Genomic DNA, 24,022 nt, shown 5'->3' on the forward strand with positions numbered 1-24,022 from the left:
ACACCCGACGAGGTGCTTGAAGACCCGGACGAGTATCTGGGCACCCTTATCCTGTCCCGGACCTCGCACGCCGACCGAAGCCCTCCCGGGCCGATGTCGTCACGCCCCCATAGCTCAGCGGATAGAGCACCCGCCTTCTAAGCGGTAGGTCGCAGGTTCGAATCCTGCTGGGGGCACCTTCACGCCACGACGGCCCCGTTCCGGCCACCGTCCCCGGCCACCCACCGCCCTCGCGCGCGAACCCCTCAGAGGGTGTCCAGGTACCCCTCCAGCAGCGCCGTCTGACGCTCCGCCGGGAACTCCTCCGGCGACAGCAGCGCCTGCACCACCAGCCCGAGCGCGAACGCCTGCACCCCCGCCGCGACCTCCGTCGCCGGCCGCTCCGCCGACACCTCCCCGGCCCGCTGCGCCGCCTCGACCAGCGCGGTGTTCCGCTCCCTGGCCTTGCGGTACCGCTCCGCGTGCTGCGCCGCCAGCTCCGGATCGGCCAGCGCCGTGTCCCAGGAGCTGACCCAGATCCGGTTCCCCGCCACCGACTCGGGGGTCGTGGGCAGGATGTCGAGCAGCACCTCCCGCAGCCGCGCCATCCCCTCCGCCCCCGCCGCGGACGAACCGTCGCCCGACGCCTCCGCTCCCGATGAGCCGTCACCCGACGCCTCCGCACCCGACGAACCGTCACCCGGCGCCCCTGCGGCGGGGAGCCGGCCCCGGGCGTCCCGATCCAGCAGCTCCAGCGCGTACGAGAGCAGCGCCCGCTTGTTCGGGAAGTAGTGCGTGAGCAGACCGGTGCTGGCCCCGAGCTCGGCGGCCACCGCACGGAGCGTCAGACCGCTGAAGCCGCGCTCGGCGAGCACCCGCCAGACGGCGGCGGATACGTCGTTGCGGCGGGCGGCATGGTCTCCACGGGCGGGCGGCATGGCGCTAGGGTACCTACCAAACGTTTGTTATGTATGTACGACCAGCCGCCCACAGGAGGCCCCGTGTTCGCCGTACCCCTCGCCGAGGGCGCCGAGCTGCGCCCGTTGGAGCCGTGGCAGGCCGAGGAGTTCCTCGCCCACATGGACCGGGCCCGCGACAACGTCAACCCGTTCGTGCCCTGGGCCACCCGCTCCACCGACCTGGAGACGGCCACCGCCACGCTGCAGGGCTTCGCCGACCGGAAGGCCGCCGACGCCCGTCAGCTGTTCGGCATCTGGCTGGACGGCACGCTGGTCGGCGGCGTGATGTTCGTGGCCTTCGACGCCGAGCAGGGCAACTGCGAGATCGGTGCCTGGACCGAGCCGGCCGGCCAGGGCCGGGGCCTGATCAGCGCCGCCACCGCCCGCCTGCTGGACTACGCCTTCACCGAGCGCGGCCTCTACCGGGCCGAGTGGCACAACAGCACGGTCAACCCGCGCAGCCGCGCGGTGGCCCAGGGCCTCGGCTTCCAACTGGAGGGCGTGCTGCGCAAGTCCGCCCTGTACCGGGGTGAGCGGCTGGACTACGAGGTCTGGGCGATCCTGGCTCCCGAGTGGGCCGAGAAGCGGGGAGGGGCCGACCGTGCCTGACAGCTCCTGGACCACGTGGCGCCCCACCCCGGAGACCGGGCACCCGGCCCACCGGACGGACTGAACGGGCCGAGCGGGCCTAACAAGCCGGACGGGCCGAACGGGCCGGAAAACCGGGTGACAGGCCGGGGCGGACGGCCGAGGATCGGTGGTCGTCCGCGCCCGCGCCCCCGACCGGTCGGAGTCCCGATGGCCCAGCACCGCACCGTCCCCGCCCTCTTCCCTCCGCCCGGCTACGCGCACACCGCCGTGGTCGAGGCCGGGGAGCGGCTCGTCTTCCTGGCCGGCGGCGTACCGCTGGACGCCGCCGGCGAACTGGTCGGCCCGGGCGATCCGGTGGCCCAGGCGCACCAGGTGCTGGCCAACCTGGAGACGGCGCTGGCCTCCGTCGGCAGCTCGCTGGACCGGGTGGTGGCCTCCACCGTGTACGTGGTGGCGGACCGGCCGGGCCCGCTCTCCACCGTCTGGGACGTGGTCGACGCCTCGGCGCTGCACGACGGCCCGCACACCTCCACCCTGCTCGGGGTCTCCACCCTCGGCTACACCGGCCAGTTGGTGGAGATCACAGTCACCGCCGTGGTGCCGGAGCCGCCCGCCGTGGAAGGCTGAGCCGACCCCCCCTCAGGAGGCGGCCATGAACGAGCAGTTCGACCCCGAGCAGTCCGACGCCGGGCAGGTCGGCACCGAACGGGTCGGCACGGAACGGGTCGGCACCGAGCAGCCGGGCACCCGGCAGGTCGACACCGGCGTCCCCGGCCTGCGCGCCTCCGTGGACGGCGCGGTCGCGACCCTCGTCCTGGACCGCCCGGAGCGGCGCAACGCCGTGACGCTCGCGATGTGGCGCGCGCTCCCCGGCGTGCTCGACCGGCTGGCCGCCGCTCCCGGGGTGCGCGCACTCCTGCTGACCGGCGCGGGCGGCACCTTCAGCGCCGGGGCGGACATCGCCGAGCTCTCCGAGGTGTACGCCGACCCGGACCGGGCCGAGGCCTACCACGCGCAGAACGTCGCGGCCGAGCAGGCGTTGGCCGCCTTCCCGCACCCGACGATCGCCGTGGTGCACGGCCACTGCGTGGGCGGCGGCTGCCAGTTGGCGGTCGCCTGCGACCTGCGCTTCGTCGCGCACGACGCCCGCCTCGGCATCACCCCGGCCAAGCTGGGCGTGGTCTACCCGGCGGTGCCGACCACCCGGCTGGCCCGGCTGGTCGGCCCGGCCCGGGCCAAGTACCTGCTGTTCTCCGGTGAGTTGGTGGACGCCCGGCGGGCCGAGCTGTTCGGTCTGGCCGACGAGGTCCACCCGGCAGCCGAACTGGACGCCCGGGCCCGGGAGTTCGCCGCCCTGCTGGCCACCCGGTCCCCGCAGACCATCGGCGCCGCCAAGGCCGCCCTGGAGGCCGGCCCGGGGGTCGAGGAGGCACACGCCGCCCTCGCCCCCTGGGAGCGGAAGTCCCGCCACAGTCCGGACGCCCGCGAGGGCCTGGCGGCCTTCCTGGAGCGCCGGCCCCCGCGGTTCTGACGCACCCCCGTGGGGGTCCTAGCGGATGGGCATCCCCGAGATGGCCCGGGCGATCACCAGCCGCTGGATCTCGCTGGTGCCCTCGAAGACGGTGTAGATCGCGCTGTCCCGGTGCATCCGCTCCACCGGGTACTCCCGGGTGAAGCCGTTCCCGCCGAGCAGCTGCATCGCCTGCGAGGTCACGTACTTGGCGGTCTCGCCCGCGTAGAGCTTGGACATCGAGCCCTCGGCCGAGGTGAACGGCTGGTTGGTGGCGGCCATCCAGGAGGCCCGCCAGACCAGCAGCCGGGCGGCGTCGATCCGGGTCTTCATGTCGGCCAGCTGGAAGGCCACGCCCTGGTTGTCGATGATCGGGCGGCCGAACTGCACCCGGGTCTTGGCGTAGTCCAGCGCCACCTCGTAGGCGGCCCGGGCGATGCCGATGGCCTGCGCGCCGACGGCCGGGCGGGAGGCCTCGAAGGTGGCCATCGCCGCGTTCTTGCCGCCCTTGCGGGCGCCCTCGCGGGCCCGGGCCAGGCGCTCGTCGAGCTTCTCCTTGCCGCCGAGCAGGCAGCTGCCGGGCACCCGGACGCCGTCCAGCACCACCTCGGCGGTGTGCGAGGCGCGGATGCCGTGCTTCTTGAACTTCTGACCCTGGCTCAGGCCGGGGGTGCCGGGCGGCACCACGAAGGAGGCCTGGCCGCGCGCGCCGAGCTCCGGGTCGACGGTGGCCACCACCACGTGGACGTGGGCGATGCCGCCGTTGGTGGCCCAGGTCTTGGTGCCGTTGATCACCCACTCGTCCTTGGCCTCGTCGTAGACGGCGCGGGTGCGCAGCGCGGAGACGTCGGAGCCGGCGTCCGGCTCGGAGGAGCAGAAGGCGGCCAGCTTGACGTCCTCGGGGGTGCCGAACATCTGCGGCGCCCAGGTGCCGATCTGCTCGTCGGTGCCGTTGGCCAGCACCGCGACGGCGGCCAGGGTGGTGCCGGTGATGGCCAGGCCGAGGCCCGCGTCGCCCCAGAACAGCTCCTCCATGGCGATCGGGATGCCGACGCCGGAGGGGTCGAAGAACTGCTGGGCGTAGAAGTCCAGCGAGTAGATGCCGAGCTTGGCCGCCTCCTGGATGACCGGCCAGGGGGTCTCCTCGCGCTCGTCCCACTCGGCTGCGGCCGGGCGCATCACGTCGGCGGCGAAGCCGTGCAGCCAGTCCCGGACGGCGAGCTGGTCCGGGCCGGGGTCGAGGGAGAAGGTGCTCATGCGGGGTGCCTCCGGTCGGTGTCGTCCCATGCCGTGGGGTGTTACCCCCGGTAACATGCCCGGAGTCTGCTACTGATTGGTAGGCCTGTCAACGTCCACACCCCGTCCACGCCCACGTCCACCCCAGGGAGCAGCACATGCCGGACGAGCCCCGCCGCGAGCAGTTGCTGAACGCCGCCGACCGGGTCGTGCAGCGGGACGGCCCGGGCGCCAGCATGAACGCCATCGCCGCCGAGGCCGGGATCACCAAGCCGATCCTCTACCGCCACTTCGGCGACCGGAACGGCCTGATCGGCGCCCTGACGGAGCGTCACACCAGCGGCCTGCTGGCCGCCGTCCGGGCCGCGCTGAACGAGCCGCTGGAGCGCCGCGACCGGGTCGAGCACGTCCTGGACGTCTACCTGGCCGGCATCGAGTCCCGTCCGCAGGTCTACCGGCTGATCACCCAGGGCGGCGACCAGGGCCGGGCCGCCGGGCAGGCACTGGCGCCCGCGCTCCAGCAGATCGCCGACGAGATCACCAAGGCCGTGCAGGCCCAGGTGGACCTCGGCCCGGACGGGCCGCTGCTCTCGGAGACCTGGGGCCGGGCGATCACCGGCATGGTGCTGGCCGCCGGGGACTGGTGGCTGGACCAGCGGCCCTGCCCCCGGGCCCGGATGGTGCAGGCCCTGGCCGACCTGCTCTGGGGGCGCCTCGCGGCGGCCGCCGCGCTCCCGGGGGCGCTCGGCTGATTCCCGAACATGAGCATGCCTCACCTCTTGTGCCCGTCAGGGGGCTGGGGCAGGATCGGCGCACCCCCTAGCCGCGAGGTGTCCCGTGCGTGCTCGACGTACCGCCGCCGCTCTCTCCCTGGCCGCCGCCACCGCCCTCACCGGGCTGGCCGCCCCCGCCACCGCCTCGGCCCACCAGCAGCAACAGCTGTTCCCCGCGGGGACGGTGACCACCGCCGACGGCCGCACCCGCCTCACCGACGCGCACGGCCGGGTGGTCCAGCTGCGCGGCTTCAACGTGGACAAGTACGCCGAGGTGACCGAGGCCGACCTGCGCGCGGCCGCCGCCCAGGGCTTCACCCTGGTCCGGGTGGCGATCTCCTGGACCAGGCTGGAGCCCACCCGCGGCCGGCTCGACCCCGCCGAACTGGCCCGGCTGCACCGGGTGCTCGACTGGGCCGGGAAGTACCGGCTGCTGGCCCTGGTCGACTTCCACCAGGACGTCTACGGGCCGAAGTTCGGCGGCGGCGACCGCGGCATCCCGGTCTGGGCCACCCGGGACGACGACCTGCCGTTCGAGGCCGATCCGGACGACTGGTTCGCCGGCTACTACCAGCCCGCCGTGCAGGCCGCCTTCACCCACCTCTACGACGACGCCGACCTGCGCCGCTGGCAGGCCGACTTCTACACCCGGCTGGCCCGCGAACTCCGGGGCCACGACTCCCTGTTGGGCTACGACCTGTTCAACGAGCCGTCCGGCCCGATCCCCGGTGACCCGACCGACCCGGCCGTACTGGTCGCCGCCTCCGCCGCCCTGGAGCGCGACCGGCTGCCCGCCATGTACCGGCGGCTGATCGCGGCGGTCCGCCAAGTGGACTCCCGCTCCTGGCTGTTCGTGGAGCCCACGGTCCTGGTCGGCCTCGGCGTGCCCACCGAGCTGCCGCCGTTCGCCGACCCACGCCCGGGCGCCGACCGGATCGGCTACGCCCCGCACTTCTACGACACCGCGGTCGAGGCCGGGCAGGACTGGGACCCGTCCAACGGCTTCGTGGAGAACTACCGGGCCGCCATCACCGCCTACCCGAACGGCAACCGGATGCCGGTGATCGTCGGCGAGTGGGGCCCACCGAGCGCCCGCACCCCCGGCAACCGCGCACTGGTGGCGCGTCAGACCGAGGCCATGCAGGCCTTCGCCGACGGCTGGGCCATGTGGTACTGGTGCAAGGGCAACGGCGGCTACTGCGCCCTCGACCCGCAGGGCCGCCCCGCCCCCGGCCACGAGCCCGCCTTCGCCCCGTACGCCCGGGCCCTGGCCGGCACCCCGCGGAGCGAGACCTTCCGGGACGGCACCTACACCCTGGCCCTCACCCCCGGGAGCGGTGGCAGGTGGACCGAGATCACCCTGCCCGCCACCGCCTACCCCGACGGCGCGAAGGTCACCGTCTCCGGCGCCCGCGCCTCGGTCGTGGACGTGGAGCAGCCCCGGGACGGCCGGGCCGGCACCGCCCGGGTGCTGCTGCCGGCGGCCCGCCCCGGCACGGTGGTCACGGTACGGATCACCGCCCGGTAGCGGGCCCCTGAGGCGGCGTCAGGACGGTCAGCCGTCCAGGCCCCGGCGGGCCAGCAGCGGCTCCAGCTCGGGCGCGCGGCCCACCACGTTCCGGAAGCAGGTCAGCGCGTCCACGCTGCCGCCCCGGGAGAGCAGCTCGGCCCGGAAGACCTCGCCGCTCTCCCGGACGCCGCGGCCGTTGGTCTCGAACCAGCGGACGGTGTCCGCGTCCAGCACCTCGGACCAGATGTACGCGTAGTACCCGGCGCTGTAGTCGTTCGAGAACACGTGGCTGAAGTACGTGGTCCGGTAGCGCGGCGGGATCAGCGGCTCGGCCAGCCCGGCCTTCGCCAGCGCGGCCGCCTCGAACTCCCGGGCGTCCTCCACCACTTCACCGGCCGGCAGGGTGTGCCAGGCCCAGTCCAGCAGCGCCGCCGCCAGGTACTCCACGGTCCGGAAGCCGTAGCCGAACTTCTCGGTGGCGGCCATCCGCTCCACCAGCTCGGCGGGCAGCGGCTCGCCGGTCAGGTGGTGCCGGGCGTAGTTGGCCAGCACCTCGGGGCGGGTCATCCACATCTCGTTGACCTGGGAGGGGAACTCCACGAAGTCCCGCGGCACCTCGGTGCCCGCGAAGTACGGGAAGCGCACCGCCGAGAACAGCCCGTGCAGCGCGTGGCCGAACTCGTGGAACAGCGTGCGCACCTCGTCCCAGGTGAGCAGGGCCGGCTCGCCGTCGGCCGGGTGGCCGATGTTCAGGTTGTTGACCACCACCGGCCGCCGGCCCAGCAGCTCGGACTGCTGCACCAGTTCGTTCATCCAGGCGCCGCCGGTCTTGGACTCCCGGGCGAAGAAGTCCCCGATGAACAGCCCCACCGAGGAGCCGTCCTCCTCGAACACCTCGAAGACCCGGGCGTCCGGGTGGTACGCCGTCAGATCGGCCCGCTCGGTGAAGGTCAGCCCGTACGCCAGGTTCGCGGCGAAGAACACCCCGTCGTGCAGCACCCGCTCCAGCTCGAAGTACGGGCGCAGCTCGGCGCTGTCCAGCCGGTACTCGGCCTTGCGCACCCGCTCCGCGTAGAACTGCCAGTCGTGCGCACCGAAGTCGGTGATCCCGTCGGTCCGTTCGGCGAACGCGGCGAGCTGCTCGGCCTCCTTGCGGGCGTTGGCCACGGCCGGCGGGATCAGCTTCGCGAACAGCTCCTCCACCGCCTCCACGGTGCCGGCCGTCTCGTCCGCCACCACGTACGCGGCGTGGCTCGGGTAGCCCAGCAGCGCCGCCCGCTCGGCCCGCAGCGCCGCCAGCTCGGCCGCCAGCGGGCCGTTGCCCTCCACCGCCCGGTCCAGCGAGGCCGCCATCAGCCGGGCCCGCACCTCGCGGTCGGTGAGGTCCGCCAGCTCGGACTGGTTGGAGAAGTTCTTCAGGCTCAGCACGTACGTGCCGTCCTGGCCCAGCGCCCGGCCGTTGGCCGCGGCCGCCGCGACCGCGTCCGGCGCGAGGCCCGCCAGCCGCTCGGCGTCGTCCAGCACCACCGCATTGGCCCTGGTCCCGCTGAACACGTTCTGCCGGAAGGCCGACTCGGCCGCCGCCAGACGGGAGTTGAGCTCCCGCATCCGCTGCTGCTGCGCCTCGTCGAGACGGACGCCGGCCCGGACGAAGCGGGCGTGGTGCCGCTCCAGCAGCCGCAGCGCCTCGGCGTCCAGGCCCAGCTCGGCCCGCCGGCCGTACAGCGCGTCGAACCGGGCGAACAGCGCCCGGTCCAGCAGGATCGAGTCCAGGTGCGCGGCCAGCCGGGGGCTCAGCTCGGCGTCCAGCTCCTGCAGCCCCGGGCTGGTGTCCGAGGCGTTCCTGTTGTCGAAGACCAGCCGGACCCGGCTCAGCAGCGCCCCCGAACGCTCCATCGCCTCCACCGTGTTGACGAAGCTCGGCGGCTCCTCCGAGGCCGCGATGGCGGCCGTCTCGGCGAGCTGGTCGGCCATGCCGCGCTCGAAGGCCGGCAGGTAGTGCTCTTCCCGGATCGCGGCGAAGGGCGGCAGTTCGAACGCCAGGGTGCTGGGCGCGAAGAAGGGGTTGTCGCTCATGCCCGCGACCCTACTCGTCCTCCGGAGCCGTCAAGGCACGTGGCCACGCCTCCGGGGGCGCGAGGAACTGCGCGAATCGGGAGGCGGCCCACCTGCACCTGAGGGCACGTCAGCCGGTTGCACGTGCTGCCGTCCCCCTGCGCGCAGTTCCCCGCGCCCCCGGCATCACCGGGTACGTCCCTCGCGCCTCGTGGGTGCTGTCGGTGGTCAGCGGTAGCGTCGGGACCGAAAGTCTGTTCCGGTACGTGCAAGGAGGCCCCGTCGTGGTGGCGAGGATCGCGGTGGTGCCTGCGGAGCACGGCCCCGGCGGGCGGATGGTGGAGCTGGCCGAGGACGGGCGGCCGGTGGGCGGGCCGGTGCGGGTGGCCGACCTGGCGGCGGCGGTGGCCGAGCGGGAGGCGGCGGTCGCACCCCGCTGGGTGTTCGCCTCGGCCGAGAGCGCCTACGCGCCGCTGCTGCCGCAGCAGGTGGCGCGGTGTCACGACCTGCGTCTGGTCGAGGCGCTGCTGCTCGGCCACGAGGGCCGCTGGGGCGAGCCCCGCAGCCTCGGGGCCGCCTTGGCCCGCCTCCAGGGTTCGCCCGTCCCGCCCGACCTCCCGGAGGCCGCCGGAGGCGAGGAGCAGGACAGCCTCTTCGCCCCCGACCGCCTCCAACTCCCGCCCGGCACCGACCCGCTGGCCGCCGTGGTGGCCGTGCACGCCGACCAGCTGCGGCGGATCGGCGAGACCGAGCACCCGGGCCGGTTCCGCCTGCTGGTGGCGGCCGAGTCGGCCGGTGGCCTGCTGGCCACCGAGATGGCGCGTGACGGCCTGCCCTGGCGGGCCGACCTGCACGACCGGCTGCTCACCGAGCTGCTCGGCCCCCGGCCGCACGTCCCCGGCACCCAGCCCAAGCTGCTCGCCGAGCTCGCCGTCGAGCTGCAGCGCGCGCTCGGCGGCCGCCCGTTCAACCCCGACTCGCACGCCCAGGTACTCAAGGCCTTCGCCGACCAAGGCATCCGGCTGAACTCCACCCGCAGCTGGGAGGTCCGCGGCGTCGACCACCCGGCCGCGCCGCTGCTGATCCGCTACAAGGAGCTGTCCCGGATCCACGCCGCGCACGGCTGGGCCTGGCAGGACACCTGGGCGCGCGGCGGCCGGTTCCGGCCCGAGTACGTGGTCGGCGGGGTGGTCTCCGGCCGGTGGGCCAGCCGGGGCGGCGGGGCGCTGCAGATCCCCCGGGTGCTGCGCGGTGCGGTGGTGGCCGATCCGGGCTGGGCGCTGGTGGTGTCGGACGCGGCCCAGCTGGAGCCCCGGGTGCTGGCCGCGCTCTCCGAGGACACCGGGCTGGCCCGCAGCGCGGCCGGCGGCGACCTGTACTCGGCGCTGGCCGCCACCGCCTTCCAGGGCGACCGGGAGAAGGCCAAGCTGGGCCTGCTCGGCGCGATGTACGGCCAGACCAGCGGGGACATCGGCCCGCTGCTGGCCACCCTGCGCCGCCGCTACCCGGCCGCGATGGGGTACGTGGAGGCGGCCGCCCGCACCGGCGAGGAGGGCGGCATCGTCCGCTCGCGGCTGGGCCGCACCTGTCCGCCGCCCTCGGCGGACTGGCTGGACCTGACCGAGGCGCCGGACACCGCCGGGGAGGCGGGCGGCCGTTCGGCCCGGGCCCGCGGGCGCTTCACCCGCAACTTCGTGATCCAGGCCAGCGGGGCGGACTGGGCCCTGGCCCTGCTGGCCGCCCTGCGCCGCCGCCTGTCCGCCCTGGCCGACGGGCCGGACCGCCCGCACCTGGTCCTCTTCCAGCACGACGAGGTGGTGGTGCACACCCCGGCCAACCTGACCGACGCGGTGGCCGCCGCGGTGAACGAGAGCGCCGACGAGGCCCGCCGCCTGGTCTTCGGCGACACCCCGGTGACCTTCCCGCTCACCACCGCAGTGGTGGAGAGCTACGCGGACGCCAAGTAGGAAGCCGTGCCGAAGCGGGGGTGACGCCCCGTCAGAGCTTGCGGAAGCCCCGGGCGTCCTCGGCCGCCGCCACCACCTCGTCCAGCCCGGCCCCGGCCGAGGCGGTGACCACGGCGGCCACCGCACCCTCCACGAACGGCGCGTCCACCAGCCGCACCCCGCTCCGGGGGTGGTCCTCCAGCACGGTCACCGTGGTCAGCACCGAGCTGCCCAGATCGGCCAGCACCACCACCCCCGCGGGGCTCCAGGCCTGCGCCACCTCCCGCGCGATCAGGTCGTAACTGGTGCCCAGACCACCGTCCTCGGTGCCCGCCGCCAGCCGTACCGCCACCTGGCCGGAGCCCAGTTCGGCCAGCAGGTCGCGCAGCCCGGCGGCCAGGCCGGGGCTGTGCGAGACCAACACGATGCCCACGTGGTTGCCCATGCCCCGACCCTAACGGCGGCCACCCCGCCTGCCCAGACGACCGGTTCGCGCCGAGCGTGTCGGATCTCCCGCCCCGGCCGGGCCGGTTGACGTAACGTCGGCCGCAGGATCCGTTCGAGGAGGGACCACCGGTGAAGAAGCTGATCAACGCCCCGGAGGACGTGCTCACCGACGCACTGGCCGGGTTCGCCGCCGCCCACCCGGAGTTGACGGTGGACCTGGAGCAGCGGGTGATCCACCGCACCGGCCGCCCGGCCACCCCCAAGGTGGCCCTGGTCTCCGGCGGCGGCTCCGGCCACGAACCCCTGCACGCCGGCTTCGTCGGCCCCGGCATGCTGGACGCCGCCTGCCCCGGCGAGGTCTTCACCTCCCCCGTGCCCGACCAGCTGCTGGCCGCCGCCCGGGCCGTGCACAGCGGCGCGGGCGTGCTCTTCGTGGTGAAGAACTACACCGGTGACGTGCTCAACTTCGAACTGGCCGCCGAACTCGCCGAGGAGGAGGGCATCGAGGTCCGCACCATCCTGGTGAACGACGACGTCGCCGTCGAGGACTCCACCTGGACGGCCGGACGGCGCGGCACCGGCGCCACCGTGATGGTCGAGAAGTGCGCGGGGGCGCTCGCCGAACGGGGCGCGCCGCTCGACGCGGTGGCCGCCCTCGGCACCCGGGTCAACGCCGCCTCCCGCTCCTTCGCCATCGCCCTCACCGCCGCCACCACCCCCGCCGCCGGCAAGCCCGGCTTCGACCTCCCCGAGGGCGAGATCGAGGTCGGCGTCGGCATCCACGGCGAACCGGGCCGCCGCCGCGAACCCCTGCGCCCCGCCGCCGAACTCGCCGCCGAGGTGGTCGACACCATCCTGGCCGACCACACCCTGACCGCCGGCGACGAGGTGATCGCCCTGCTCAACGGCCTCGGCGCCACCCCGCTGCTGGAGCTCTACGTGCTCTACGGCACCGTCCACGACCACCTCGCCGCGCGCGGCATCACCATCGCCCGCAGCCTGGTCGGCACCTACGTCACCAGCCTCGACATGGCCGGCTTCTCCCTCACCCTCACCAAGGCCGACCCCGAACTCCTCGACCTCTGGGACGCCCCCGCCACCACCCCCGCACTGCGCCGCCCCTGAGAGGACGTCACCCGTGGACACCGCACTCGCCCTCACCTGGCTGCGCACCGCCGCGGCCGCCGTCGAACTCCACCAGCAGGAGCTCACCGACCTCGACACCGCCATCGGCGACGGCGACCACGGCGCCAACCTCCGGCGCGGCTTCGCCGCCGTCCTCCCCGCCGTCGAGGGCCTGGACTCCGCCGGGGCCGTCCTCACCAAGGCCGGCACCACCCTGATCTCCAAGGTCGGCGGCGCCTCCGGCCCGCTCTACGGCAAGGCCCTCCGCGCGATGGGCGCCGCCCTCACCGCCGGCGCCCCCTTCGCCGACGCCCTCGACGCCGCGCTCGCCGCCGTCCAGCAGCTCGGCGGCGCCGCCCCCGGCGACAAGACCATGGTCGACGCCTGGGCCCCCGCGGCCGCCGCCTACCGCCGCACCGGCTCCTACACCGACGCCGCCACCGCCGCCGAGCAGGGCGCCCTCGCCACCACCCCCCTCCAGGCCCGCAAGGGCCGCGCCTCCTACCTCGGCCCCCGCAGCACCGGCCACCAGGACCCCGGCGCCACCTCCACCGCCCTCCTCTTCCGCGCCCTCGCCGACGCCGGACCAAGGTGACGCGTTCAGGGGCGCGAGGAACTGCGCGCAGGGGAACGGCACCACGTGCAACTGGCTCACATGCCCCGATCCAACGCCGGTCCGCCTTCCGATTCGCGCAGTTCCCCGCGCCCCCGGCATCACCAATTCAGTCAGTGCGACTGATCAGGAGCAGCAGCGCGTCGTCCCCCAGCTCCCCGCCCGTGTGCACCAGCAGGTCCGCGTAGACCCGCCCCACCGCCGTCTCCAGCTCCGCCGCCGAGCGCGCGGCGTCCCGCACCAACGGCCCCACCCGCTCCGCCAGCGGATAGAACTCCCCCGTCCGCTCCCTCCGCGCCTCCACCACCCCGTCCGTGCAGAGCACCAGCACGTCCCCCTCCCCGAACGCCGCCTCCATGCTCTTGGGCGACCCCGCCGCCATCGCGCCGAGCCCGAGCGGCACCCACGGGTCGTCGGCCTCGATCACCGTCACGGTCCCGTCCCGGGAGACCACGATCGGCGGCACGTGCCCGTAGTGCATCAGCTCCACCACCCCCGGCCGCCGGAACTCCGCGAAGAGGGCGGTGGTGAACTCCCCGTCCGGCACGTGCCGGTCCACACTGACCTCGACCCGGGCCGCCACCGCCGTGAGCCCGGCCTCGTCGTAGGCGGCCTCGCGGAAGGCGCCGAGCACCACCGCCGCCGTCTGGACCGCGCCCAGCCCCTTGCCCCGGACGTCGCCCACCAGCACCCGGGTCCCGTTCGGGGTCTCCAGCACCGAGTAGAGGTCGCCGCCGATCCGGGCGGAGTCCGCCGCCGAGGCGTACCGCACCGCGAGCCGCAGCGGCCCGACCACCGGCCCGGGCGGGCGCAGCAGGGCCCGTTGGGCGGCCTCGGCCACGGACGAGACGGCGGCGAAGGCGGCCGCCCGCCGCATCCTGATCCGGGCCACCCAGGCGCTGAACAGCGAGAGCACCACGTAGCTGACGACCGCGCCGAACAGGAACTGACCGTTGTTCAGGTTGGCCACCTGGTCGTAGTGGCCGAGGCCGATCAGCGCCAGGAAGCCGAGCAGGCAGACGACCAGCAGCTCCAGCGGCCGCAGGGTGAGGGCGGCCATCGAGGGGACCACGACCATCAGCGGGGCGAGGTAGCTGTCCCGTCCGGTGACCAGGTCGGCGAACACCACCAGGAGCAGGGCGCTCAGCGCGGGCGTGGCCCGGCGCCGCCGGGAGAGGTCCTGGAGGTCGGTGGCGAGCAGGGCCCGCTCGCGACGGGCGGGCGGGAGCCCGGCGGCCTTGGGCACCGTGGGCGACTGAGCGCGGGCGAACCGGGACACATACCGAACATAGCGGAGAAATCGCCTGCCACCCGCGCGTCACGGGGGCAATACCTCCGGAAATGACCCTTTTGTCATACCGTACGGGCAACTGATGCCCCATCACCCCGTCCGCCTCACCCACCGAGGAAGGGTCCCCGCCGATGTCCGGCTACGGCAGTACGACGCACCCGACCGCCCCGCCGAAGCCGACGTACTGGCTGAAGCTCTTCCTGACCGGCCTGGCGCTCTGGGTGGCCACGGTCGTGGTCACCTTCTTCACCGACAACAGCAACCTGGTGCCGACCATCGTCCTGCTCGGCAGCTTCCTGGTCCCGGCCACCTTCGTGGTCTGGGCGTACGAGCGCTACGCGGACGACGTCGGCCTGGAGCGGATCGCGGCCTGCTTCGGCATCGGCGGCATCATCGGCGTGCTGGGCGCCTCGGTGCTGGAGACCTACCTGCTCTCCCCCTCGGTCTGGATGTACCTCGGCGTGGGCCTGATCGAGGAGGCCGTGAAGCTCGGTGCGCTGATCCTGGTGGCCCGCCGGATCCCGGTCAGCGGGCTGCGCCACGGCCTGGTGCTGGGCGCCACGGTGGGCGCCGGCTTCGCGGCCTTCGAGAGCGCCGGCTACGCCTTCAACGCGGTGCTGACCATCCAGGGCCTCTCGCTCAAGGACCTGGTGGAGACCGAGATCCTGCGCGGCATCCTGGCCCCGGTCGGCCACATCCTGTGGACCGGGATCATGGGCGGCGTGCTCTTCCGCGAGCGGCGCGGCCTGCACTTCCGGCTCAACGGCCCGGTGCTGGCGACCTACCTCGGCGTCTCGCTGCTGCACGCGCTCTGGGACAGCATGAGCGGCATCGCGGTCTGGCTGGTGGCCCGCACCACCACCAGCGACTTCCAGCGCTCGCTGTTCGAGCTCGGCTACATGCCCACCCCGACCGAGGAGCAGGTGCACCTCTACACCCTCTACAACACCCTCGGACTGATCCTGATCTCGCTCGGCGGCCTGGGCTGGCTGCGCTCGCTGGTCCGGCAGAGCCGGGCGGCCACGGCCCCGGCGGCCCCGGTCACCTGACACGCCGCACACGCACCGACGGGCGGCTCCGGGATACTCCCGGTGCCGCCCGTTCGGCGTCCCCGGGGCGCGGCCGCGGGCCGGGATGCGAACCGAGCGTCGCCGCGCGGTTACCCTCGGCAGGCGGACGTGACGACCGCAACACTCCCGTCGGCCGCCGACCGATGCGGGGAATACCCCCTGGGGGTATGGTGTTATCAGAGTCGAACCCAGCCCCTGCGGAAGCCCTTCGGAGGCCCCCATGTCCAGCACCGTCACCTACTCCGTCACCGGCATGACCTGCGGCCACTGCGAGAAGTCGGTCCACGAGGAGGTCTCGGCCCTGCCCGGCGTCCTCGAGGTCCTGGCCGACGCCAAGGCCGGCACCGTCACCGTCTCCTCCGACGCCCCGGTCGACGAGGAGCAGCTGCGCGCCGCCGTGGACGAGGCCGGGTACGAGCTGGCCGGTCGCACCGCCTGAGCCCCCACCCCCTCCGGGGGCCGCCCGCCGGCCCCCGGAGCACGACCCGAGGAGAGCAGCCAGCGATGAGCACCACCGCACCGGGCATAGGGCCCGACGCCGTCCACGACCAGGTGGAACTCGCCATCGGCGGGATGACCTGCGCCTCCTGCGCGGCCCGGGTCGAGAAGAAGCTCAACCGGATGGACGGCGTCCAGGCCACCGTCAACTACGCCACCGAGAAGGCCCGGGTCGAGTTCGGCCCCGAGGTGAGCGTGGCCGACCTGATCGCCACCGTGGAGCGCACCGGCTACACCGCCGAGCTGCCCGCCCCGCCGGCCACCGAGGCCGCCCCGACGACCGCCGCCGAGCCCGCGAAGGCGCCCGACCCGCTGCGCGACCGCCTGGTGGTCAGCGCCCTGCTGACCGTCCCGGTGGTCCTGCTCTCGATGGTCCCGGCGCTGCAGTTCGACAACTGGCAGTGGCTCGCCTTCGCCCTCACCGGCCCGGTCGTGTTCCACGGCGGCTGGCCGTTCCACAAGGCCGCCTGGACCAACCTCAAGCACGGCGCCGCGACCATGGACACCCTGGTCTCGCTCGGCACCCTGGCCGCGTTCGGCTGGTCGGTCTGGGCACTGTTCTGGGGCCACGCCGGGATGCCCGGCATGCGGCACGAGTTCTCCCTGGTGGTCGGCGGCGCCGACGCCTCCTCCTCCCTCTACCTGGAGACCGCCGCCGGGGTCACCGTGCTGATCCTGCTCGGCCGCTGGCTGGAGGCCCGCTCCAAGCGCCGCGCCGGAGCCGCCCTGCACGCCCTGCTCGACCTCGGCGCCAAGGACGTCGCGGTGCTCCAGGACGGCCGCGAGGTCCGCCTGCCGGTGGCCCAACTGACCGTCGGCACGCGCTTCGTGGTCCGCCCCGGCGAGAAGATCGCCACCGACGGCACCGTGGTCGAGGGCACCTCCGCCGTCGACGCCTCGATGCTCACCGGCGAGTCCGTCCCCGTCGAGGTCGGCGTCGGCGACGCCGTCACCGGAGCCACCGTCAACGCCGGCGGCCGCCTGGTGGTCGAGGCCACCCGGGTCGGCGCCGACACCCAACTGGCCCGGATGGCCAAGCTGGTGGAGGACGCGCAGAACGGTAAGGCCGCCGCCCAGCGCCTCGCCGACCGCATCTCGGCCGTCTTCGTGCCCGTGGTGATCCTGCTCGCGCTGGCCACCATGGTCACCTGGCTGCTCGTCAGCGACAGCCCCAGCGAGGCCTTCACCGCCGCCGTGGCCGTGCTGATCATCGCCTGCCCCTGCGCCCTCGGCCTGGCCACCCCCACCGCCCTGATGGTCGGCACCGGCCGCGGCGCCCAGCTCGGCATCCTCATCAAGGGCCCCGAGGTCCTGGAGACCACCCGCAAGGTCGACACCATCGTCCTCGACAAGACCGGCACCGTCACCACCGGCAAGATGACCCTGCTCGCCGTCCACACCGCCGACGGCGTGTCGGAGGACGAGGCGCTACGCCTGGCCGGAGCCCTGGAGCACGCCTCCGAACACCCCATCGCCGCCGCCGTCGCCACCGCCGCCACCGACCGCCTCGGCACCCTGCCCCCCGTCGAAGGCTTCGAGAACCTGCCCGGCCGCGGCGTCCAGGGCGTCGTCGACGGCCACGCCGTGATCGCCGGCCGGGAGGCCCTGCTGGCCGACTGGGCCCAGCACCTGCCGCCCGCCCTGGCCGAGGCCAAGACCGCGGCCGAGGCCGCCGGACGCACCGCCATCGCGGTCGGCTGGGACGGCCAGGCCCGCGCCGTCCTGGTGGTCGCCGACGCCGTCAAGCCCACCAGCGCCGAAGCCATCACCCGCCTGCGCGCCCTCGGCCTGCGCCCGGTCCTGCTCACCGGCGACAACACCGCCGCCGCAAAGGCCGTCGCAGCCGAGGTCGGCATCGACGCCCAGGACGTGATCGCCGAGGTCCTCCCCGAGGACAAGGTCGCCGCCGTGCGCAAGCTGCAGGACGAGGGCCGCTCGGTCGCCATGGTCGGCGACGGCGTCAACGACGCCGCCGCCCTCGCCCAGGCCGACCTCGGCCTCGCCATGGGCACCGGCACCGACGCCGCCATCGAAGCCGGCGACCTCACCCTGGTGCGCGGCGACCTGCGCTCGGCGGCCGACGCCATCCGCCTCTCCCGCCGCACCCTGGCCACCATCAAGGGCAACCTGTTCTGGGCCTTCGCCTACAACGTCGCCGCCATCCCGCTGGCCGCCGCCGGACTCCTCAACCCGATGATCGCGGGCGGGGCCATGGCCTTCTCCTCGGTCTTCGTGGTCACCAACAGCCTGCGACTGCGCCGCTTCGACGCGGCCCGCTGACCAGGGGCCGACAGAGCGTCAGGGCCCGGGACGGACACTCCGTCCCGGGCCCTGACGGCGTCTCAGCGGCCGAGCAGCTCCCCGCCGTTGCAGTGCAGGATCTCGCCGGTGATGAAGCCCGCCTCCGGGGAGGCCAGGAAGTAGACCGCCGCCGCGACCTCGCCCGACTCGCCGATCCGCCCCAGCAGGGTGCGGGCCGCCCGGCGGGAGACCTCCGCCTCGTCCAGCCGGGGGCCGAAGAACTCGGTGCCCGAGACGGTGCCCGGGGCCACGATGTTGGCCGTGATGCCGGAGGTGCCGAGCTGGGCGGCGAGGAAGTGGTTCCAGGCGTGCAGGGAGGCCTTGGCGGCCCCGTACGAGCCGGCCCCGCGCAGGGCGGCGATCGAACTGACCGTCACCACCCGCCCGCTGCCCTGGGTGAACCGGTCGCGGAGCGACTCGGTGAGCAGCACCACGGTGAGCACGTTGCGCTCGAAGTCCCCGCGCCAGCGCGCCAGCAGGGCGTGCGGCCCGCCGCCGATCACGGTCTCCCGGCTGCCGGCGTTGTTCACCAGCACGTCCACCTGGGCGGGCAGCGCGTCCAGCGCGTCCTCCACCGCGTCCGGGTCGGCCAGGTCGCAGACCAGCGGGGAGACGTTCGGGCCGAGGTCGGAGGCGGCTCTCTCCAGGACCTCCCGGCGACGGCCGACGATCACCACCCGCTCGCCGGCCTCGGCGAAGCGGCGGGCCACCTCGTACCCGATGCCGGTGCCACCGCCCGTGACGACGACGTTCCTGGCCATCTGCGCACTCCCTCCCTGCTCCGGCCACCGCAGCTGAGGGCGCGGCGGTCCGTCCCGGAATGGGTCGATTCCTATCACGCTCGGTTGCGGCGACTGTGGGGAGGGTGACGTAACCCGTCTGAGATGGTGTGGTATGTGCCGTGTACCGGCCATGTACGGAGCGTGGAGAGAGCCAACTCACACCCCCTCCCCGTAACTTTGCGACCCCGGATACGTCTTACCTTTGTAGTACGACGGCTCCGGCCGTCGGGACGGGGCTCCGGCGGGCCCCGGTACGGCTGCCGAACCGTTTCGGCGGCCTCGCGCACGACGCCGGGGAGCGGGAACAGGCTCGGAACGCTTTGAGCGGCCGTTCCGGGTCACCAGGACCGCCCCCGGGCGTCGTGCGCCGCGGGAACGCGGAAGGGCCCGGCTGCCAGTGGCAGCCGGGCCCTTCCGGTTCGTCACGCGAACCTGCGGACCGCTCGGGTCAGCGGGCTTCGAGCTTCACGTAGTCGCGGATCTCCACGCCGGTGTAGATCTGACGCGGACGGCCGATGCGGCTGCCCGGGTCGTTGATCATCTCGTGCCAGTGGGCGATCCAGCCCGGCAGCCGGCCGAGGGCGAACAGCACGGTGAACATGCTGGTCGGGAAGCCCATGGCGCGGTAGATCAGGCCGGTGTAGAAGTCCACGTTCGGGTAGAGCTTGCGCGAGACGAAGAAGTCGTCCTTGAGCGCGTGCTCCTCCAGCTTGAGCGCGATCTCCAGCAGCTCGTCGGTCTTGCCGAGCTGGCCGAGCACCTCGTGCGCCAGGATCTTGACCTGGGCGGCACGCGGGTCGAACGCCTTGTACACGCGGTGACCGAAGCCCATGAGCTTCACGCCGTCCTCGCGGTTCTTCACCTTGCGGATGAAGCCGTCGACGTCGCCGCCGGACTTCTGGATCTCCTCCAGCATCTCCAGCACCGCCTGGTTGGCGCCGCCGTGCAGCGGGCCCCAGAGCGCCGAGATGCCCGCCGAGATGGAGGCGAACTGGTTGGCGTGGCTGGAACCCACCAGACGGACCGTGGAGGTCGAGCAGTTCTGCTCGTGGTCCGCGTGCAGGATCAGCAGCTTGTCCAGCGCGTTGACGATGACCGGGTTGATCTCGTAGTCCTCGGCGGGGACCGCGAAGGTCATCCGGAGGAAGTTCTCGACGTAGCTCAGGTCGTTGCGCGGGTAGACGAACGGCTGGCCGACCGACTTCTTGTACGCGTAGGCCGCGATGGTCGGGAGCTTGGCGAGCAGCCGGACCGTCGACAGGTGGCGCTGGCCGGCGTCGAACGGGTTGTGGCTGTCCTGGTAGAAGGTGGACAGCGCGCCGACCACCGAGGAGAGCATCGCCATCGGGTGGGCGTCCCGCGGGAAGCCCTGGTAGAAGCGCTTGACGTCCTCGTGCAGCAGGGTGTGCTGGGTGATCTCGTTGCTGAACTCCGCCAGCTGCTCGGTGGTCGGCAGCTCACCGTTGATCAGCAGGTACGCGGTCTCGATGAAGCTGCCCTGCTCGGCCAGCTGCTCGATCGGGTAACCGCGGTAGCGCAGGATGCCGTTGTCGCCGTCCACGAAGGTGATCGCGGACTTGTAGGCGGCGGTGTTGCCGAAGCCGTTGTCCAGGGTGACCAGGCCGGTCTGCGGGAGCAGCTTCGAGATGTCGAAGCCGGCGTTGCCCGCAGTGCTCTCGACGACGGGGTACTCGTACTCGCCGTCCTGGTACCGCAGTACTACCGAGTTGTCGCTCACGTCTTCCTCACCGACGAAATGAATCCTCATCCAAGGTGCCCTGACTGACTCTACGATCCACCATCGGGCCGATCACCGTGCACCCGGGGTGGGCCGGAAAGGCCCTGCACCTACAAAAGCTGTCGCCCCACCCGGTATGAACCGGACAAGATCGGCACAGACTAGGTTCCGCCGTAAATCTCTTCACGTCAAGACAACCCATCAGGTCGGGGCGCCCCCGCCGCTCACCCCGCCGCCAGCCGGTGGTCCAGCGCGGAGTGCCTACGACCTGCGCTGACGGCCCTGACCGCCTGCGCTATCGCTCTGCGTGAGCCGACCAGCACCACCAGTTTCTTCGCACGCGTCACGGCCGTGTAGAGCAGGTTCCGCTGGAGCATCGTCCACGCCGAGGTGGTGACCGGAATCACCACCGCCGGGTACTCGCTCCCCTGCGAACGGTGGATCGTCACAGCGTAGGCGTGGGACAGCTCGTCGAGCTCCGAGAACTCGTACGGCACCTCCTCGTCCTCGTCCGTGCGCACCGTCAGCCGCTGCTCCTCCACGTTGAGGTCCGTCACCACCCCCACAGTGCCGTTGAAGACCCCGTTCCGGCCCTTCTCGTAGTTGTTGCGGATCTGCGTGACCTTGTCACCTACGCGGAAGGTCCGCCCGCCGAAACGCCGCTCCGGCAGCCCGTCCCTCGCCGGGGTGACGGCCGCCTGGAGGAGCGTGTTCAGCGTCCCCGCGCCGGCCGGCCCCCGGTGCATCGGCGCCAGCACCTGGACGTCCCGCCGGGCGTCCAGCCCGAACCGCTGCGGGATCCGCCGGGCCACCACGTCCACCGTCAGCCCCGCGGCCGCCTCGGTGTCCTCCTCCGCGAACAGGAAGAAGTCCGGCAGGCCGTCGGTGATCGGCGGCAGCCCCTCGTTGATCCGGTGCGCGTTGGTCACCACACCCGACTGCTGGGCCTGCCGGAAGATCCTGGTCAGCCGCACCGAGGGCACCGGGCTCTCCGGCGCCAGCATGTCCCGCAGCACCTCCCCCGCCCCCACCGAGGGCAGCTGGTCCACGTCCCCCACCAGCAGCAGGTGCGCCCCCGGGGCCACCGCCTTCACCAGCTTGTTCGCCAGGATCAGGTCCAGCATCGAGGCCTCGTCCACCACCACCAGGTCCGCGTCCAACGGCCGGTCCCGGTCGTACGCCGCGTCACCGCCCGGCCTCAGCTCCAACAGCCGGTGCACGGTGGAGGCCTCGGCCCCCGTCAGCTCCGCCAGCCGCTTCGCCGCCCGCCCCGTCGGTGCCGCCAGCACCACCTTCGCCCGCTTCGCCAGCGCCAGCATCACGATCGACCGCACCGTGAACGACTTCCCGCACCCCGGCCCGCCGGTCAGCACCGCCACTTTCTCGGTCAGCGCCAGCTTCACCGACTCCCGCTGCTCCGGCGCCAGATCGGCCCCCGTCCGCTGCGCCAGCCACCCCAGGGCCGCCTCCCAGTCCACCCCCTGGAAGGCCTGGAGACGGTCCGCCTCGGCCGTCAACAGCCGCCGCAGCTGATTGGCCAGGGACACCTCGGCCCGGTGGAACGGCACCAGGTACACCGCCGTCACCGGCTCCCCCGCCTCCCCCGGCACCTGCTCCCGCACCACCCCCTCCGCCGCCACCAGCTCGGCCAGGCAGTCGATCACCAGCCCGACGTCCACCTGCAGCAGCTTCACCCCGTCCGCGATCAACCGCTCCTCGGGCAGGTAGCAGTGCCCCTGGTCACTGCTCTGCGAGAGCGCGTACTGCAACCCCGCCTTCACCCGCTCCGGACTGTCGTGCGGGATCCCCACAGCCTGCGCGATCCGGTCCGCCGTCAGGAAGCCGATGCCCCACACGTCCGAGGCCAGCCGGTACGGCTCCTTCTGCACCACCTCGGTGGAGGCGTCCCCGTACTGCTTGTAGATCCGCACCGCCAGGGAGGTGGACACCCCCACCGTCTGCAGGAAGACCATCACCTCCTTGATGGCCTTCTGCTCCTCCCAGGCCGCCGCGATCATCTTCGTCCGCTTCGGCCCCAGCCCCGGCACCTCGATCAGCCGCTTCGGCTCGTTCTCGATCACCTCCAGGGTCTCCACCCCGAAGGCCGTCACGATCCGCTCCGCGAACCGCGGCCCGATCCCCTTGATCAGCCCCGACCCCAGGTACCGCTGGATGCCCTGCACCGTGGCCGGCAGCACCGTGGTGTAGTTCTCCACCATGAACTGCCGCCCGTACTGCGGGTGCGAGCCCCAGCGCCCGAACATCCGCAGCGACTCCCCCGGCTGTGCCCCCAGCAGCGCCCCCACCACCGTCAGCAGGTCGTGCTGCCCACGGCCGGTGTCCACCCGGGCCACCGTGTACCCGGTCTCCTCGTTCGCGTACGTGATCCGCTCCAACACGCCCTCCACCTGGGCGAGCTGGCGCTGCGGCGACTGCGCGGGCTGAGTACCCATCAGGCTGCCCCCTCGGAACGGTGACCGTGCGCTACGCACCGTACCGCCTCCCGGTGACAGTCCGTACCGGATCCGTCCTATCCTCGCGATCATGAACGACAAGCTGACGATCCGTCCGGCCACCGAGGCCGACCTCCCCGCCATCGTGGCCATGCTCGCCGACGACCCCCTCGGCGCCACCCGCGAATCCCCCGACGACCTCACCCCCTACCTCGCGGCCCACCACCGCATCGCCGCCGACCCCCACCAACACCTGGTCGTCGCCGAACTCGCCGGCCAGGTCATCGGCACCCTCCAACTCACCGTCATCCCCGGCCTCTCCCGCCGCGGCGCCACCCGCACCCTCGTCGAAGCCGTCCGCATCCACGCCGACGCCCGCGGCACCGGCCTCGGCACCACCCTCATCGAATGGGCCGTCGACCAGTCCCGGGCCCTCGGCGCCGAACTCGTCCAACTCACCTCCGACGCCACCCGGACCGACGCCCACCGCTTCTACGAACGCCTCGGCTTCACCGCCTCGCACGTCGGCTTCAAGCTGGCCCTCGGATGAGCGCCGCCGCCTTCCCCCTCGACACCGAACGCGACGCCCTCAACGGCTTCCTCGACAAGCAGCGCGCCGCCCTGCTCCGCAAACTCGACGGCCTCACCGACGCCCAGGCCCGCCTGGCCCCCACCGCGAGCCCGCTCTCCCTGCTCGGCATCCTCAAGCACTCGGCCCTCTGGGAACGCCGCTGGTTCCAGATCATCCTGGCCGGCCACGAACACCCCGGCGAATGGCCGCACTCGACGGACGACACCGACGACGACTTCCACGTCGACGAGACCGACACCGTCACCGAGTGGCGGGCGTACTTCGAAGAGCAGGCAGCCGTGTCCCGCGAGCTGGTGGCCGGCCTCCCCCTCGACACCCCGTGCGCCTGGCCCAAACTGGCCCACCGGAACCTGCGCTGGGTACTCCTCCACATGATCGAGGAGACCGCACGGCACGCGGGCCACGCCGACATCATCCGGGAGACGCTGGACGGTCGGACCGGAATCTGACCGGAAATACAGAAAGCCCCCGCCGGGAGACCCGGCGGGGGCTTTCTAGAAGAATTGTTCGGCGGCGTCCTACTCTCCCACAGGGTCCCCCCTGCAGTACCATC

General features: G+C 73.1%; 21 protein-coding genes and 1 tRNA gene. 14 read left to right on the forward strand and 8 right to left on the reverse strand.

All coding sequences use genetic code 11. The features are described from left to right. Nucleotides 1-103 precede the first annotated feature (103 nt). Nucleotides 104-176, forward strand: a tRNA-Arg gene (locus ACIA8O_RS32755). A 69-nt stretch (nucleotides 177-245) separates the two neighbouring features. Here ACIA8O_RS32755 and ACIA8O_RS32760 read toward each other — a convergent pair. Further along, complete coding sequence (locus ACIA8O_RS32760; protein ID WP_396297639.1) at nucleotides 246-917, reverse strand: TetR/AcrR family transcriptional regulator; 672 nt, start codon at nucleotides 915-917, stop codon at nucleotides 246-248. Nucleotides 918-980: 63 nt separating this feature from the next. Between ACIA8O_RS32760 and ACIA8O_RS32765 the strand changes: the two genes are divergently transcribed. The 3 genes from ACIA8O_RS32765 (at nucleotide 981) to ACIA8O_RS32775 (ending at nucleotide 3,060) form a co-directional block, all read left to right on the forward strand. Then, entirely contained in the window at nucleotides 981-1,547 is a 567-nt protein-coding gene (locus ACIA8O_RS32765) for a GNAT family N-acetyltransferase (protein WP_396297640.1), read from the forward strand. 189 nt (nucleotides 1,548-1,736) lie between these two features. After that, a complete protein-coding gene (locus ACIA8O_RS32770) occupies nucleotides 1,737-2,156 on the forward strand; it encodes a RidA family protein (protein WP_396297641.1) in 420 nt (139 codons plus the stop codon). A gap of 25 nt (nucleotides 2,157-2,181) precedes the next feature. Further along, nucleotides 2,182-3,060, forward strand: a complete 879-nt coding sequence (locus ACIA8O_RS32775; protein ID WP_396297642.1) for an enoyl-CoA hydratase/isomerase family protein — start codon at nucleotides 2,182-2,184, stop codon at nucleotides 3,058-3,060. Between the two features lie 18 nt (nucleotides 3,061-3,078). On the opposite strand, the gene ACIA8O_RS32780 is transcribed toward ACIA8O_RS32775, so the two are convergent. Then, nucleotides 3,079-4,296: an acyl-CoA dehydrogenase family protein gene (locus tag ACIA8O_RS32780; RefSeq protein ID WP_396297643.1), complete on the reverse strand. Its 1,218-nt coding sequence runs from the start codon at nucleotides 4,294-4,296 to the stop codon at nucleotides 3,079-3,081. Between the two features lie 137 nt (nucleotides 4,297-4,433). Between ACIA8O_RS32780 and ACIA8O_RS32785 the strand changes: the two genes are divergently transcribed. Continuing rightward, nucleotides 4,434-5,027: a TetR family transcriptional regulator gene (locus ACIA8O_RS32785; protein ID WP_396297644.1), complete on the forward strand. Its 594-nt coding sequence runs from the start codon at nucleotides 4,434-4,436 to the stop codon at nucleotides 5,025-5,027. A gap of 85 nt (nucleotides 5,028-5,112) precedes the next feature. Further along, nucleotides 5,113-6,576 (forward strand): cellulase family glycosylhydrolase, encoded by a 1,464-nt coding sequence (locus ACIA8O_RS32790; protein ID WP_396297645.1) that lies wholly within the window; start codon nucleotides 5,113-5,115, stop codon nucleotides 6,574-6,576. A gap of 27 nt (nucleotides 6,577-6,603) precedes the next feature. On the opposite strand, the gene ACIA8O_RS32795 is transcribed toward ACIA8O_RS32790, so the two are convergent. Continuing rightward, a complete protein-coding gene (locus tag ACIA8O_RS32795) occupies nucleotides 6,604-8,634 on the reverse strand; it encodes a M3 family metallopeptidase (RefSeq protein ID WP_396297646.1) in 2,031 nt (676 codons plus the stop codon). Nucleotides 8,635-8,897: 263 nt separating this feature from the next. On the opposite strand from ACIA8O_RS32795, the gene ACIA8O_RS32800 reads away from it, so the two are divergent. Further along, entirely contained in the window at nucleotides 8,898-10,580 is a 1,683-nt protein-coding gene (locus ACIA8O_RS32800) for a bifunctional 3'-5' exonuclease/DNA polymerase (protein ID WP_396297647.1), read from the forward strand. A 31-nt stretch (nucleotides 10,581-10,611) separates the two neighbouring features. Here the strand turns inward: ACIA8O_RS32800 and dhaM are convergent, their stop codons facing one another. Then, nucleotides 10,612-11,004, reverse strand: a complete 393-nt coding sequence (gene dhaM, locus ACIA8O_RS32805) for a dihydroxyacetone kinase phosphoryl donor subunit DhaM (protein ID WP_396297648.1) — start codon at nucleotides 11,002-11,004, stop codon at nucleotides 10,612-10,614. Between the two features lie 131 nt (nucleotides 11,005-11,135). On the opposite strand from dhaM, the gene dhaK reads away from it, so the two are divergent. Together dhaK and dhaL are read left to right on the forward strand one after the other, a co-directional pair. Then, nucleotides 11,136-12,131: a dihydroxyacetone kinase subunit DhaK gene (dhaK, locus tag ACIA8O_RS32810; RefSeq protein ID WP_396297649.1), complete on the forward strand. Its 996-nt coding sequence runs from the start codon at nucleotides 11,136-11,138 to the stop codon at nucleotides 12,129-12,131. 13 nt (nucleotides 12,132-12,144) lie between these two features. After that, nucleotides 12,145-12,726 (forward strand): dihydroxyacetone kinase subunit DhaL, encoded by a 582-nt coding sequence (gene dhaL, locus ACIA8O_RS32815; protein WP_396297650.1) that lies wholly within the window; start codon nucleotides 12,145-12,147, stop codon nucleotides 12,724-12,726. A gap of 127 nt (nucleotides 12,727-12,853) precedes the next feature. On the opposite strand, the gene ACIA8O_RS32820 is transcribed toward dhaL, so the two are convergent. Further along, nucleotides 12,854-14,023, reverse strand: coding sequence for a PP2C family protein-serine/threonine phosphatase (locus tag ACIA8O_RS32820; protein WP_396297651.1), 1,170 nt, complete (start codon nucleotides 14,021-14,023; stop codon nucleotides 12,854-12,856). Between the two features lie 143 nt (nucleotides 14,024-14,166). On the opposite strand from ACIA8O_RS32820, the gene ACIA8O_RS32825 reads away from it, so the two are divergent. From ACIA8O_RS32825 to ACIA8O_RS32835, 3 genes are all read left to right on the forward strand, one after another. Continuing rightward, entirely contained in the window at nucleotides 14,167-15,084 is a 918-nt protein-coding gene (locus tag ACIA8O_RS32825; protein WP_396297652.1) for a PrsW family intramembrane metalloprotease, read from the forward strand. A gap of 241 nt (nucleotides 15,085-15,325) precedes the next feature. Continuing rightward, nucleotides 15,326-15,544, forward strand: a complete 219-nt coding sequence (locus tag ACIA8O_RS32830) for a heavy-metal-associated domain-containing protein (protein WP_396297653.1) — start codon at nucleotides 15,326-15,328, stop codon at nucleotides 15,542-15,544. Between the two features lie 65 nt (nucleotides 15,545-15,609). Next, the gene (locus ACIA8O_RS32835; RefSeq protein WP_396297654.1) at nucleotides 15,610-17,883 is read left to right on the forward strand and encodes a heavy metal translocating P-type ATPase; all 2,274 of its coding nucleotides are present in this window, start codon (nucleotides 15,610-15,612) and stop codon (nucleotides 17,881-17,883) included. Nucleotides 17,884-17,945: 62 nt separating this feature from the next. Here ACIA8O_RS32835 and ACIA8O_RS32840 read toward each other — a convergent pair whose 3' ends face one another. From ACIA8O_RS32840 to ACIA8O_RS32850, 3 genes are all read right to left on the reverse strand, one after another. Then, complete coding sequence (locus ACIA8O_RS32840; protein WP_396297655.1) at nucleotides 17,946-18,665, reverse strand: SDR family NAD(P)-dependent oxidoreductase; 720 nt, start codon at nucleotides 18,663-18,665, stop codon at nucleotides 17,946-17,948. Between the two features lie 469 nt (nucleotides 18,666-19,134). Further along, nucleotides 19,135-20,424, reverse strand: a complete 1,290-nt coding sequence (locus ACIA8O_RS32845; RefSeq protein WP_396297656.1) for a citrate synthase — start codon at nucleotides 20,422-20,424, stop codon at nucleotides 19,135-19,137. Nucleotides 20,425-20,648: 224 nt separating this feature from the next. Next, nucleotides 20,649-22,877 carry an ATP-dependent RecD-like DNA helicase gene (locus ACIA8O_RS32850; RefSeq protein ID WP_396297657.1) on the reverse strand — a complete coding sequence of 743 codons (2,229 nt, stop codon included), beginning with the start codon at nucleotides 22,875-22,877 and terminating at the stop codon, nucleotides 20,649-20,651. A gap of 91 nt (nucleotides 22,878-22,968) precedes the next feature. On the opposite strand from ACIA8O_RS32850, the gene ACIA8O_RS32855 reads away from it, so the two are divergent. Both ACIA8O_RS32855 and ACIA8O_RS32860 read left to right on the forward strand, forming a co-directional pair. Next, nucleotides 22,969-23,427 (forward strand): GNAT family N-acetyltransferase, encoded by a 459-nt coding sequence (locus ACIA8O_RS32855; RefSeq protein WP_396297658.1) that lies wholly within the window; start codon nucleotides 22,969-22,971, stop codon nucleotides 23,425-23,427. Beyond that, complete coding sequence (locus ACIA8O_RS32860) at nucleotides 23,424-23,918, forward strand: DinB family protein (RefSeq protein ID WP_396297659.1); 495 nt, start codon at nucleotides 23,424-23,426, stop codon at nucleotides 23,916-23,918. Before ACIA8O_RS32855 ends, ACIA8O_RS32860 begins: the two co-directional genes overlap by 4 nt. Nucleotides 23,919-24,022 lie beyond the last annotated feature (104 nt).

The organism is Kitasatospora sp. NPDC051853, assembly GCF_044452665.1.
Taxonomy (GTDB): Bacteria; Actinomycetota; Actinomycetes; order Streptomycetales; family Streptomycetaceae; genus Kitasatospora.